The organism is Arthrobacter sp. Y3224198, from assembly GCF_059090025.1.
In genome coordinates this window covers 1-12,473 of sequence record NZ_JBNHFG010000014.1, presented here as the reverse complement: position 1 = coordinate 12,473, position 12,473 = coordinate 1, and the positions used below count along the sequence as shown (strand labels likewise).

At 68.1% G+C, this 12,473-nt stretch carries 12 protein-coding genes; 7 read left to right on the top strand and 5 right to left on the bottom strand.

Features of this window, described 5'->3' with window-relative positions; all coding sequences use genetic code 11:
• Positions 1 to 96 precede the first annotated feature (96 nt).
• The 3 genes from AC5RUF_RS09650 to AC5RUF_RS09640 form a co-directional block, all read right to left on the bottom strand.
• A complete protein-coding gene (locus tag AC5RUF_RS09650; protein ID WP_493997679.1) occupies positions 97 to 1,170 on the bottom strand; it encodes a lipid II:glycine glycyltransferase FemX in 1,074 nt (357 codons plus the stop codon).
• A gap of 164 nt (positions 1,171 to 1,334) precedes the next feature.
• Positions 1,335 to 2,900, bottom strand: coding sequence for an MFS transporter (locus tag AC5RUF_RS09645; RefSeq protein WP_494130436.1), 1,566 nt, complete (start codon positions 2,898 to 2,900; stop codon positions 1,335 to 1,337).
• A 27-nt stretch (positions 2,901 to 2,927) separates the two neighbouring features.
• Complete coding sequence (locus AC5RUF_RS09640) at positions 2,928 to 4,472, bottom strand: CYTH and CHAD domain-containing protein (protein WP_494130435.1); 1,545 nt, start codon at positions 4,470 to 4,472, stop codon at positions 2,928 to 2,930.
• A 130-nt stretch (positions 4,473 to 4,602) separates the two neighbouring features.
• Between AC5RUF_RS09640 and AC5RUF_RS09635 the strand changes: the two genes are divergently transcribed.
• The 3 genes from AC5RUF_RS09635 to AC5RUF_RS09625 all read left to right on the top strand — a co-directional run bounded on the left by AC5RUF_RS09635 (position 4,603) and on the right by AC5RUF_RS09625 (position 7,082).
• Positions 4,603 to 5,580: an aldo/keto reductase gene (locus tag AC5RUF_RS09635; RefSeq protein ID WP_494130472.1), complete on the top strand. Its 978-nt coding sequence runs from the start codon at positions 4,603 to 4,605 to the stop codon at positions 5,578 to 5,580.
• 155 nt (positions 5,581 to 5,735) lie between these two features.
• On the top strand, positions 5,736 to 6,104 hold the full coding sequence (locus AC5RUF_RS09630) for a DoxX family protein (protein WP_494130434.1): 369 nt from the start codon (positions 5,736 to 5,738) through the stop codon (positions 6,102 to 6,104).
• 9 nt (positions 6,105 to 6,113) lie between these two features.
• Positions 6,114 to 7,082 (top strand): hypothetical protein, encoded by a 969-nt coding sequence (locus AC5RUF_RS09625; RefSeq protein ID WP_494130433.1) that lies wholly within the window; start codon positions 6,114 to 6,116, stop codon positions 7,080 to 7,082.
• A 29-nt stretch (positions 7,083 to 7,111) separates the two neighbouring features.
• Here AC5RUF_RS09625 and zapE read toward each other — a convergent pair whose 3' ends face one another.
• Positions 7,112 to 8,170: a cell division protein ZapE gene (gene zapE, locus AC5RUF_RS09620; RefSeq protein WP_494130432.1), complete on the bottom strand. Its 1,059-nt coding sequence runs from the start codon at positions 8,168 to 8,170 to the stop codon at positions 7,112 to 7,114.
• Positions 8,171 to 8,363: 193 nt separating this feature from the next.
• On the opposite strand from zapE, the gene AC5RUF_RS09615 reads away from it, so the two are divergent.
• Genes AC5RUF_RS09615 through AC5RUF_RS09605 form a run of 3 tightly spaced genes read left to right on the top strand, consistent with a single transcriptional unit; the run spans position 8,364 to position 9,924 of the window.
• Positions 8,364 to 8,654, top strand: coding sequence for a DUF1540 domain-containing protein (locus AC5RUF_RS09615; RefSeq protein WP_493997949.1), 291 nt, complete (start codon positions 8,364 to 8,366; stop codon positions 8,652 to 8,654).
• 3 nt (positions 8,655 to 8,657) lie between these two features.
• Positions 8,658 to 9,530 (top strand): HNH endonuclease, encoded by an 873-nt coding sequence (locus AC5RUF_RS09610; protein WP_494130431.1) that lies wholly within the window; start codon positions 8,658 to 8,660, stop codon positions 9,528 to 9,530.
• Between the two features lie 13 nt (positions 9,531 to 9,543).
• Positions 9,544 to 9,924 (top strand): RNA-binding S4 domain-containing protein, encoded by a 381-nt coding sequence (locus AC5RUF_RS09605; RefSeq protein WP_494130430.1) that lies wholly within the window; start codon positions 9,544 to 9,546, stop codon positions 9,922 to 9,924.
• A 6-nt stretch (positions 9,925 to 9,930) separates the two neighbouring features.
• Here AC5RUF_RS09605 and scpC read toward each other — a convergent pair whose 3' ends face one another.
• On the bottom strand, positions 9,931 to 11,457 hold the full coding sequence (scpC, locus tag AC5RUF_RS09600; RefSeq protein ID WP_493997952.1) for a succinyl-CoA:acetate CoA-transferase ScpC: 1,527 nt from the start codon (positions 11,455 to 11,457) through the stop codon (positions 9,931 to 9,933).
• Positions 11,458 to 11,629: 172 nt separating this feature from the next.
• Between scpC and AC5RUF_RS09595 the strand changes: the two genes are divergently transcribed.
• A complete protein-coding gene (locus AC5RUF_RS09595) occupies positions 11,630 to 12,433 on the top strand; it encodes a tyrosine-protein phosphatase (RefSeq protein WP_494130429.1) in 804 nt (267 codons plus the stop codon).
• Positions 12,434 to 12,473: the final 40 nt, after the last annotated feature.

The following is a 12,473-nucleotide window of genomic DNA, read 5'->3' as shown; positions in this document are numbered from 1 at the left end:
ATTCGATCCGGACTTGCGGCGGTCCGGATCGGACGTATTCTCCAAGACTCACCCTTTCGGCATTGTGTTCCGGGCCTTGCCCGGCAGTGGTACGGCTTAGTAGAACGGCTGCTGGTGGCGGCGCCAGTAAATCTGCCGTGCCACCTTCTCGCCGATGGTGTTCCAGATCCGGTACCGGACCGGGTCCACCACGTAGTCATAGCAGCCTACAAAGTCCGTCACGGTCTTCGAGAAGCTGGTCTTGAACAGGCCCAGGCCGTGGTGCGGGTGGCTCTTGTCTTTAAGCTGGTTGCTCGGCGGGGTGCCGCAGAAGTCGTACGAAGTGATCCCGCACTCATCCTTGAGCTCGTTGATGGCGGTCCACTGGACCAGGTGCGAGTCTCCGTACTGGGAGCGGCGCGGCTTCGATCCGCCGTCCTTGTAGGTGCCCTTGTTCCCGTAGGCAATGACGAACGCCCCCACGGTCGGCTCGCCGTCCTCGAACGCGAAGTAGAAGCGGCCCTGTCCGGCGGCCACGAAGTTGGACCAGAACCGGTGGTAGTACTCGTAGGAGCGCAGCCGTGCCGCCGAACGGTCCTCGATGTGGGCCATCAGGCGGTACATGATCCGCATGTTTTCCTCCGTGGGTTCCACCCGGCGCACATCGGCGCCTTCCCGGATGGCGCGGCGGACGGCATTGCGTCCGCGGGAGGAGAGGTTCTTGAGCAGCTGCTCGGAGTCGGGAGTGGTATCAAGCAGGGCCGTGGAATCATTCGGCTGCAGGTTGAAGGTCTTGATGAAGCCGGCACCGGTAAACAGGGCCTGCACCTCTTCGCTGTCCACGATGTCCGGCTCCACCTTGATGGCGAACACCTTGCGCCGGGTTTCCTTGATGAAGCGGGCGAGCGCGCCCACCACCAGCGGCACGTCTTCGGGGGCGGCGACGTCGGGACCCTTGATGAGGTACCAGAGGCTGCCGAGCAACGGGACCTTCTTCTCGATGGCGAGGGAATAGGTCACATAATCGGGGCCGGTGAAGGCAAGGTATACGGGATTCCAGCCGTGGTGGGACTTCACTTCGGCGAAGGAAGCGGACTGCAGGACATTGCCGCCGCCGGGGTTCGCCAGGACGTGCTTATCCCAGTTGTCGATCTCCTCGGCAGTGGCCAGGCGTGCACTAAAATCTCGCAAAATACCTCAACTAAGTTTGTTCACTGCATCGTTTTCAGCGCATCCGGCAGGTGCGCCGGCCAGCTCCGGGAAGCGGGCATCGAACCGGCTCCCAGTCTATCCGTTGCAGCAGCGCCCAACCGACCCCCTGAGGGGCGCCGCAGGCGAACCTGCCGGCACTGCGCTCAGCCCGGGGCCGGCAGGAACCAGCGGACCTGCGGCTCGGCTTCGGCCAGGTCCCAGGCCTGCCGGATGAGCCGGCGGTCCTCCCCCGTGGTCCGGGTACGTTCCTGCCGCAGATACTCCCGCCAGGTGGGCACGTCATAAATCTCACGGAACTGGTCCCGGTCCGTGACCGAGTGCACCAGTTCCCAATCGGTGGCTCCGGTCCGCATGCGGGTCAGCCGCACTTCGTGCATGGCCTGGACAAAAGCTTCGCTCCGGTCCGGCGCCACCTCGTAGGCAATCAGCACGGTCACGGGACCGGAGTCCGGCTTGGGCTCCGCGGGCACGTACAAATCCGATTCCACCGCCGCCACGCTGCGGTCCAGTTTTCCGGTACCGGGCAGGAGCGGCAGTACCAGCACGCTGGCAGCGGCGAGAACCAGCACGACGGCGGCAAAGGCGAGGGTGGGCGCATAACCGGCACCGGTGGCGCCGGAGCCCCAGAACAGTGCCCCCACAGCCTGCGACCCGGCGGTCACCATCAGGTAAACGGACAGGCCGCGGGCACGGACCCACTCAGGCAGTGTCAGCTGCATGGCCGCATTCAGCGTGGAGAAGGTGAAAATCCAGGCAATACCGCCCAGCACCAGCAGGATTGCCAGGGCCCAGGCGGGCCAGTACCCGGTGCCGAACGCCGCGGCGGCGAATACCACCGAGCTGCCCCCAAGCAGAGCATTGTCATTCAGGAGCTGCCGGGCCCGCGGCAGGAACAGGACCCCGAGAATGGCTCCGATGCCCAGGGCGCCCAGCAGCAGCCCGTACCCGGTGGATCCCAACCGCAGGTGCCCGTTCACAGCTACCGGCAGCAGGGCGTACACGGAGCTTGCCGGAAAAATAAACAACCCGGCACGCAGCAGGACACGCCGGATCCGCGGTGCTGCCCGGATGTACCGCATGCCGGCAGCGAGCGCCTCGCGCATGTGCTCCCGTTCCGCGGAGTCCTGATCCGGGGCGCGCCAGAGGTAGATGGCAGCCGCCGTCCCCATGAAGGACACCGCGTTGAGCCCGAAGACAAATGCCGGGCCGGCCAGGGACACCAGCAGGCCGGCTATGGCCGGGCCCACGGCACGCGCGGTGTTGATGGCGACGCTGCCAAGCGCCGACGCGGCCTGGATTTCGGGGCGGGGAACGAGTGCCGGAGTAATCGCCTGCCAGGCGGGGGCACTCAACGCCATGCCGCAGCCGATCAGGAAGGTGTAAAGAAGCAGTGCGTCAGGATTCAGCAGGTCCGCGGCGGTCACCACGGTAAGGGCCGAGGCCGCGCCGGCGGCGAAGAGATTGGCGCCCAGGATAAGCCGGCGCCGGTTGAAGGCATCCGCCAGCACCCCGGCAATCAGTCCCAGCAGGAGGGACGGTGCAAGGTTGGCTGTCTGGACCAGGGAGACGAGGGCCGGGTTGTTGCTGTTTTCCACCAGGAACCACTGGGCACCCACGGTCTGCATCCAGGTGCCGATGTTGGATCCCAGTTGCGCCAGCCACAGGATGAGGAACATTCGCCGGCGAAGCGGTGCCCAGGGCGAGTCCATGCCGATCCTTCCGTGCGGTCTGGTCCGTCAGGGGGCGGGCGGGAAGTCCTTCCATGCGGAAAGGAACTTTTCCCGTGCCGCCTCGGCGTTGGCCTGCTCCAATGCATGCATCCTGCCGTAGGTGAACCCGTTTTCTCCGGCCGCGGAGGCGGAGGCCCCCATCCGGCGCAGGTACTCGCGGGTCACCACGCTGTCCTGGTACTCGCCCAGGATTTTCTGCACCCGCTCCGCGGCATCCACCATGATTCCTGCCTTGGCAGGCTGGACCGTGCCCCAGACCTCCGCCGCATAGCGCAGCCGCTTGGCATCCTTGCGTGCGTCATGCATTGCCTCGGCATATTCGTCACCGGTGAGCCGCTGCGCCTGCCGGACCCGCCGGCGCAGCCGTTTGCGGTCCCTGCGGATCATCCGGGCTGAGGCCCGGCCCGCCGGGTCCTGCGCCGCGGCGGTCCAGGCCGGCTCGGCAATCAGCGTTTCAAGCCCGTCCAGCGTGGAAAAGTACCGTTCCGAGTCCAGCGCCTCCCGGATCCGCCCGTACGCTTTGCGGTAGTCGTCAAGCAGTTCTTCATCAATGCGCGCCGGGACAGGGCCCATCACCAGTTCCTCCGGCTCCGCGGCCACCAGGTCCTTGAGCCGGTGGCGCATCACCTGGGCGTCCCGGGCCTCGCCCAGCATCCCCGCCAGCCAGCGCAGCTCCCCACGCAGCAACCGCGCGGGTTCGGCTTCCAAAGTGATGCGGTAACTGGCGAGCGCCGACCGCATCCGCCGGGTGGCAACCCGCATCTTGTGCACTCCGTCCGCATCCCCGCGGCGTACCCGCGGTTCGTGCCGCAGGACTTCCGCAAACTGTTCCCGCAGGTACCTCTGCAAAAGACTCCCCACGGGTGAGCGGGAGTCCAATGCCTCCTGTTCCGCGGCGGGTTCCTCTTCCTCAGGCCCGGGCCGGCCTCCTGCCTGCCGGAACATGCCAACAACCTGCTCCAGCAGGGCACCATCCGCCCCTGCCACGGCCCAGCTCCGGCTGCTCGCTCCGCTGCCCGTGCCGTTCGTCCCGGTGCCGTCCGTCCCGGTGCCCAGTGTCCCGGCCTGCCGGGTTTCGTCCGTCACCTGCGCGGCGGCAGCCCCGGAACTGTCCAGCAGTTCGTAGCGGAGCATCCGCGTGGTGGCACTCTCCACCGGTTCCGGGTTCCGCCCCCGCAGCACGGCCTGCAGGCTCTCCAGCAGCTCCGGGGGAACACGGTCCTCGGGAACGGCAGGTTCAGCAGTGACGGCCCTCCCGGCCGGGTCCCCCGGGCCGGCGGCGCCCTCCGGACCGGCAACGCTGCGGAAGGCCGGCTCATCCCACGGCACGGTGGCCTCCCAGCGGGTGCCGGCGTCGTCGGTAATCCGGGACACCGCCACCCCGTGGCGCTGCAAGGCACGATCCGGAGTGTCGTATTGGATTTCGGTCCGGGTGAGCGCCTGTTGCTGTCCCACCCTGGCCACGCCGGGCAGCTCGTGCAGCGGGGGAAGCGTCAGTGCTTCGGAGACGGAAAATGTGAGGGGGCTTTCGGTACCAGTTCCGGCGACCATGTGCGCCAGTATAGGTCTGCAGCGCGGGTCGCCGGGAGTCCCTTCGGCTCTACCCCGCCGCTCCCGGCCCCGGTAGCATCGCCGGAAAGGTTACCGGAAGCAGCCTGGTCGGAGGCCGGCGATGAATTCGATGAGATACGTCAAGCTGGGAAACTCCGGAGCCACGGTGTCCGCCGTGGGTTTGGGGTGTATGGCCTTCGGCGATCCGGACCGCGGTACCCACCGGTGGACGCTTCGCGAGGCGTCCGCCCGTCCGCTGATCCGTCGGGCAGCGGAGCTGGGCATCAACTTCTTCGATACCGCCAACGTTTATTCAGCGGGGCACAGCGAGGAAATCCTGGGGGCCGCCGTCGCCGAATACTGCAGGCGGGACGAGGTGGTGCTCGCCACCAAGGTGCACGGTGAGATGGGCCCCGGGCCCAACGGATGGGGACTCTCCCGTAAGCACATCCTCTGGCAGGTGGATGCCAGCCTGAAGCGGCTGGGCACGGACTACATCGACCTCTACCAGGTGCACCGCTGGGACCGGACCACGCCCCTGGAGGAGACCCTCTCAACCCTCGACGAGCTGGTGCGGGCCGGGAAGGTGCGGTATCTGGGCGCGTCGTCCATGCATGCGTGGCAGTTTGCCAAGGCACTGTTCCTGCAGCAACAGCACGGCTGGGCACGGTTCATCACCATGCAGGACCACTACAACCTCATCTACCGGGAAGAGGAGCGGGAAATGTACCCGCTGTGCCGGGACCAGGGCGTGGGCGTGCTGCCCTACAGCCCGCTGGCCCGCGGGCGCCTGGCCCGGCCCTGGGGGGCGCGGACGGAACGGCAGGACTACGACGAACCGGGCAGCCAACTCTACGCGGGCAACGAAGGCGCGGACCGGACGATCGCGGACGCCGTGGGCGAGGTTGCCGCCGGCCGCGGAGTCAGCCGCGCACGGGTGGCGCTGGCCTGGGTGCTGGCCAATCCGGCGGTCACTGCTCCCATAGTGGGGGTGACGGACCCGGCACAGCTCGACGACGACGTCGCCGCCCTGGACCTGCAGCTAACCGACGAGGAATTCGACCTGTTGGAGGAGAACTACGCCCCGCGGCCGGTCACCGGGTTCTGAAACCGGACGCCGCGCCACGCCCGTTCTTGCGCAGTTCCCGTGCCGCAGACCATCCTTAGGTTGAGATGGTTCCAGATGGTTCCAGATGGTTCCGGATGGTTCCTGCGCTCGCCCCTGCCCGCAAACAGAAAGACGCCCAGATACCTATGCTGTCTTTGGTCTTATGGCTCATCCAGCTGGTGTTGGCGTTGCTTTTTGCCGGGGTGGGCTGCGTAAAGCTCTTCCAGCGGCACACGCGGCTGGTGGACAACCTGCGCTGGCCGGAGGACTTCTCCGCCGGCACCGTCAAGCTCATCGGCGTGCTGGAGGTCCTGGGCGCTGCGGGACTGGTCCTGCCGCAGGCAACGGGATATCTGCCGGTACTGACACCGTTGGCCGCATCGGGGCTGGCCCTGCTGATGGCCCTGGCCGTTGTGGTCCACATCCGCCGCGGGGAACGCAACCGCATTGCGCTGGCGGTCATCCTGATGGCCCTCTCGCTGCTGGTTGCGCTGGGCCGCTTCGGGGCCTTTATGGACCTCTAGGAGCACTGTTTGGCTGCCTCATCCTCACAACCCGAAACCCCGCCGCCGCTCGCCGCGGCGGTGGCTGACCTGTACGCCCTCCTGCCCGCCGAATTCACGGCGGCCCGCAATGCGCGCTCCGCCGAGGCGGGCCGGGCCGGGGACAAGGAGCTGGCCAAACGGATCAAGTCCCTGCCCAAGCCTTCGACCGCCGCGTGGCTGGTCAACCTGCTGGCGGACCGGCGGCGGGATGACCTGGAGGCGGTGCTGGACCTTGGTGCCGCCCTTCGGGAAGCCCAGGAGGACCTGGACCAGAAACAGTTGCGTCGGCTCAGCACGGAACGTCAGCGCCTGCTGCGGGCCATCACCCGCCAGGCCCGGGACCTCGCCACCGAACTGGACCATCCCGTCAGTGACGCCCTGGCCGCGGAGGCCGAACAGACTCTCTGGGCCGCGATGACCGACGCCGCAGCCGCCGACGCCGTGGCCAGCGGCCAGCTGGTGCGGTCCCTTGCTGCCAGCGGCTGGGAGGAAGTGGACCTGGACGGGGCGGTGGCGGACCCGGATTCGGTCCGTCCGGCGGGTGCCGGAACCGGGAACCGGTCCGCCGCCAAAGAGGCACCGGCCGGCAAAGCGTCCCCGGGGCCGGATGACGCGGCCGTGCGCCGCCGGCGGGCAGCCGCACAGCGGCAGGTCCGAAAACTGCAGGCCGGGGTGGAGGAAGCCGAGGATAGTGAGCGTGCCGCTGAGGCAGCGCTCGACGCCGCCCAGCAGGAAGTGGACGACGCTGCGGGCCGGCGCGACAGGCTGACGGATGAAATCGATGAGCTGCGGGACCGGATCCGGGAACTCGAACACGAGGTCTCGGCCATGGACCGCCAGTCCGGCCGGCTGGAACGCGAACGCGACAACGCGCGGCGTGCTGCCCGGGCTGCCCGCCGGAGCGCCGAAAAGGCCCGGCAGAAGCTGGCCGACGCCCGGGACGCGGCCGACAGCTAGCCGACAGCTAGCCGGCATCTAGCCGGCAGCTACGGCAGCGGACGGAGCATCCCGAACCGGCTCCGGATCCGGGCCAGGTCTGTGGGATGGGCCGTCCCGGGGAACACGCCGTCGTAGTCCGGCAGGCCGATCACGTCCAGGCGGCAGCCGGCGTCGTACAGGACATCCACCACGTTCCCGAAGCGCTGCCAGCCGTACGGGCTGGATCCGGAGGTGGCCGGCACCCCGGACACCACCCAGTGCCGGTGAGTCCCGGCCAGCTGCAGGTAGTCGGAGGTGGCGGACTGGGCGTGGCAAAGGTCCTCGAAGTCGAACCACAGCTGGCTCCCGTCCGCCCGCAGGGCCCGCAGCGTCCGCGTGCCGGGCCGCAGCTGCACCTGCTCCTCCGTGGCGGGCAGGGACAGTCCGGCCGCGTCCAGCAAGGCGGCCGCCGGACGGCGCAGGTGGTGGCCGGCACCGAAGCCGGCCGCGCTTTCCGCCGTGCGCAGGGAGCGGTAGTCCACGCCCGCGTCCAGCGCCAGGACCTGCAGGTGCCCGGCAATCAGCGTGATCCCCGGTTCAAAGAGATGGTGGAACATCGGATCCGGCAGCAGTTCGGCGGGCGCGTAGTTGGACGTGGCCACCAGGACAATCCCGCGGTCCAGGACCGTGCGGAGCATCCGGGTGATAAAAGCGGCGTCGGCAGGGTCATTGACATGGAACTCGTCAAAGCAGAGCAGGCGCACCGACCCCAGCATCTGCTCCAGGGCTTCGGCGAAGGCCGAGTCGCGGCGGTATCCGGGGTTGCCGTACCCGGCGAACACCCGCTGGTGCAGCTCCCGGAAAAAGTCGTGGAAGTGCAGGCGGCGCTTGGCCTGGATATCCACCGAGTCAAACAGTGCATCCAGCAACCAGGTCTTGCCGCGTCCGGGCGGTCCCCACAAATAGACGGATGCGCCGTCCGCGGAGGGACCGGCGGAACGGGCCGCTTCCGCTGCCCGGGCCAGTGCCGGCAAGGCGGCCTCCTGCGCCGGGTCGAGGGCCAGGCCCTGGCGGGCTGCGGCACGCCGGAAGTCGTCGGCGGCCTGTCCGGCGCGGGTAACGCTCATGGTTCCGTTCTACCCAACGGTGCGGCGGCGGCCAAATCCCCCCCGGCGAGCCGTGCCCGAGCGGGGAAATAGGTGCAGCAAATTCGTCCTAATTATTGGGGCCGCGCGGTGGTACGTTCGAAGCCAGGCACGGAACGAACCACTGCTGGAAGCCACGGGATGAGTGTGGACGGCCGGCACCTATGGAGGAACCATGACCGATCACGTTGCCCATGTTCAGGACTGCACCGTTTCCAACTGCGACTTCAACCATGAGGGCTGCACGGCGTACGCCATCACGGTCGGCGGTTCCCGCGAACACGCCAGCTGCTCCACCTTCATTGACACGTCCGCCACCGGCGGGCTGCCCAAGGTGCTGGCCCAGGTGGGCGCGTGCCAGCGCAATGAGTGCCGGTTCAACAACCATCTGATGTGCGACGCCCACGACGTGCGGGTGGGACCGGGCGCGGAGATGGCGGACTGCCTGACCTACCAGCCCCGCTGACGGGTGGCCTCCGTTCTCCTGGCCGCAAAGGTGGACCTGCCGCAGTCCTGGCCGGGCGGTTATGCCCCTGATGTGCAGGCTGTGGCAGCCGGCGGCAGCGTCCGCCGCAGTTTGCCCCTCCCTGTCGGACACCGCATCTCTGTCCCGGCGGGCAGCGAGGTCTGGCTGCTTGACCGCGGTACCGACCTGCGCGGGCCGCGCGGACTTCTCGGCCATGGCACCACACCCGACGGGACGGCCACGGCAGCCGGGCAGTTGTCGGTGGACTTTGACCTCCTGCTGCCGCTGGGAGAACATCTTCCGTTGGAGATCCTGATGCAGTCGATGCCCGGACTGCCCTGGGGTGGCCTCGCCGTACTCGCTTCGCTGCCCGCGTCCGCCGTTCCGTCCCTGAGGCGCCTGTGGTCCGATTTTCTGGGCCCGCAGCCGGATCCGCTGGTCCCGGCGCCGGGCACGCTTCCTCCGCAGGCACTGCGGCAGCAGCATGTGAACCGCCATGAGCAGGACCCGGAGGCGCGGCGGCAGTGTCTGGCCTTCCATGGCGATTCCTGCGCGGCCTGCGGGCTGGTCCCGGGCCGGCGTTACGGGCCCGCAGCCGCGGATATCCTGCAGGCGCACCTGCTGGTACCGGGCCCGAACCTGGCTGAGGGGTACGTCCTGGATCCCGTGGCAGACCTGGTGCCCCTGTGCCCCACCTGCCACGCGGTGGCCCACTCCCGGACGGCGGATCCCTACACTCCTGCCGAGGTACGCGCACTGCTCGCGGCCGGTGACGGAACATCTGCCGGACCGGACGGCGCCGTCGCGGGCCGCATGGTTACCGCCCGGGAGGAACAGGCGCGGGAAGACGCTGACCGGCTGCGCGGATTTCGCTAGACTCGGTCATTCCATGAGCATTCCAGCAAGCACCTCGAAATCCGTCCGGGTGGACGCCTGGCTGTGGGCCGTCCGCGCCTACAAGACCCGGTCCGCGGCTACTGCCGCCTGCCGCGCCGGCCACGTCCGGCTCAACGGGAACCCGGCTAAGGCAGCCCAGCCGGTGCAGCCCGGCGACACCATCCGGGTACGCCGGCCCGGGTTTGAACGGATCCTGGAGGTGCGGCAGCTGATCAGCAAACGGGTGGGGGCTGAAGCTGCCTCCCACTGCTTCACCGACCACACACCCGCCCGGCCTGCAGCTCCGGCGCTGGGCATTCCGGTGCGGGACCGGGGTGCCGGGCGGCCCACCAAAAAGGACCGCCGCGAGCTGGACCGGCTGCGGGGCAACTGACCTGCGCTACAGCTCCGCCGGTGCGGGCAGGGACGTGCCGGTCTGAACAAACCGGTGGTGGAAGGCCAGTGACTCGTCCAGCAGATGCGGCGTGTGCTTGCCGAAGCTTTCCCGGCTGGCCCGGTCGAAATAGTCCTGCAGCAACGGCTGGAAATCCGGGTGCGCGCACTTTTCAATGATCGTGCGGGCCCGCTGCTTCGGGGACAAACCGCGCAGGTCGGCAAGGCCCCGTTCCGTGATGATGAGCATCGTGTCGTGCTCGGTGTGGTCCACGTGCGCCGCCATGGGCACAATGCCGGAGATCTTCCCGCCCTTGGCCGTGCTCGGGGACATAAACGCGGAGAGGAAGCCGTTGCGGGCAAAGTCCCCGGAGCCGCCGATACCGTTCATCATGGCCGTTCCGGCCACGTGGGTGGAGTTCACGTTGCCGTAGATGTCCGCTTCGATCATGCCGTTCATGGCGATGCAGCCCAGCCGGCGGATCAGCTCGGGGTGGTTGGAGATTTCCTGCGTACGCAGGATGATGCGCTTGCGGTAGAAGTCGATGTTGGAGTTGAACTCCTCGATTCCCGCCGGGCTGAGCGAGAAGGACGTCGCCGAGGCCACGCTGATGACGCCGTCGCGGATCAGGTTCAGCATGCCGTCCTGGATCACTTCGGTGTAGGCGGTGAGCCCGGTGTAGCCGGCTGTGGCCAGTCCGGCCAGGACGGCGTTGGCAATGTTGCCGACGCCGGACTGCAGCGGCAGCAGTTTGTCGGTCAGGCGGCCGGCCTTGATTTCCGCGTCGAAGAAGTCAAGCAGGTGCCCGGCGATCTGCTGGGAGGTCTCGTCCGGGGCCGCGAACGGGGTCATGCGGTCCGGAGCGTCGGTTTCCACCACGGCGATGACCTTCTCCGGGTCCAGGCGCAGGTAGGGCTCACCGATGCGGTCATCCGGGTTCACCAGCATGATGGGCTTGCGGTGCGGGGGCAGCGCGGTCCCGTAGTAGACGTCGTGCATACCGTCCATGGCTTCGGGCTGCTGGAGGTTGACCTCCAGGATGATCCGGTCCGCCTGCTCGATCCAGGTCTTGTTGTTTCCGACCGAGGAGGACGGGATAAGGCTTCCGTCCTCGTTGATGCCCACCACCTCGATGACGGCCAGGTCAATGTGCCCGTAGAAGCCGAACCAGGTGTACTGGGCCACGTGCCCCAGATGGATGTCGATGTACTCGAGTTCGCCGTCGTTGATCCGCTTCCGCAGCGTGGGATCGGACTGGTAGGGCAGGCGCAGTTCCATCCCGCCGGCCTTGGCCAGCACGCCGTCCAGCTCCGGGGCGGTGGAGGCACCGGTCAGGACCTTGATCTGGAAGTCCTCCCCCTTGGCATGGGCGGCTTCCATCTGTGCGGCGAGGGCCATTGGTACGGCCTTGGGGTATCCCGCCCCGGTGAAACCGCTCATCGCGACCGTCATTCCCGGCCTGATCATGGCCGCAGCCTGTTCGGCGGTCATCACGAGTTTCTGGAGTCCGGTGTGGGCAATGCGACGGTGCATGGAGAGGGCCTTTCAAAGAACGAGATCAATTCACCCTATCTCCCTGTGAGCCGTGACTCATACCCGGGTGTCGCTGCACACGTTCACGGCCGTGCCTAAGATGGGCTTCAACCGTCTATCCGGCCGGTGCCGCAACAGCCGTGAAACGGCCCCCGGCAAAAGGATCCTTCCCATGCAGCAAGCATCACCACAGCCTCCTTCCCGCCTGGCGAACCTCCGCGACCTGGGTGGCATCGCCGTCGAGGGCGGGCGGATCAGGCCAGGCCTGGTCCTGCGTGCCGACGACGTCGCCACCACCACTGCCGAGCAGGTCACCGAGCTGGTGGAGGCGGGCCTGAGCACCATCATTGACCTGCGCTCCGCCGAGGAAGCCCGCCGCACCGGCCGCGGCCCGGCAGCAGGCTACCGGGTGGATTACGTGCCCCTGCCACTGACCGATGCCTTGGGCGCACCCACCGACCAGGCAGATAAGCTCCTCGCCTCGGTCCGCACTCCGGAGCACGTGGGCCGCTGGTATGCCAGGATCTTCACCGGCCAGAAGGAAAACCTGGTCCGCGGGCTGACCGCCGTGGCCGACGCTGAGGGTACGGTGCTCTTCCATTGCGCCGCCGGCAAGGACCGCACCGGCCTTTTCGCCGCGGCGCTGCTCTCGGTGCTGGGAGCGGATCCGGAGGCGATCGCGGAGGACTACGCCAGAACCCAGGAGCGGCTGCCCGAGGTCTACCGGCGGCTGGGACTGAAGGAGCTCACCGGCGGCACCCGCATCCCCGCGGACCATCCGGTGCTGGCAGCCCATCCCGCCGCCATGCGGGCCATGCTGGCAACGCTGGCGGAGGGAGCGGGGGACGCAGGCGGGGCCGCGGGAACTGCCGGACACGGAGGCGTCCTGGCGGTGCTGCGTGCCGGCGGACTGACGTCGGATTTGGCCGGCCGGCTCCGCGGCAAGCTGGTGCAACCGGTACCGGCCCAGGTGTAGGAGCCCCCCGGTGTCCGCCCGCCCGCAGCGCGTTGCCACG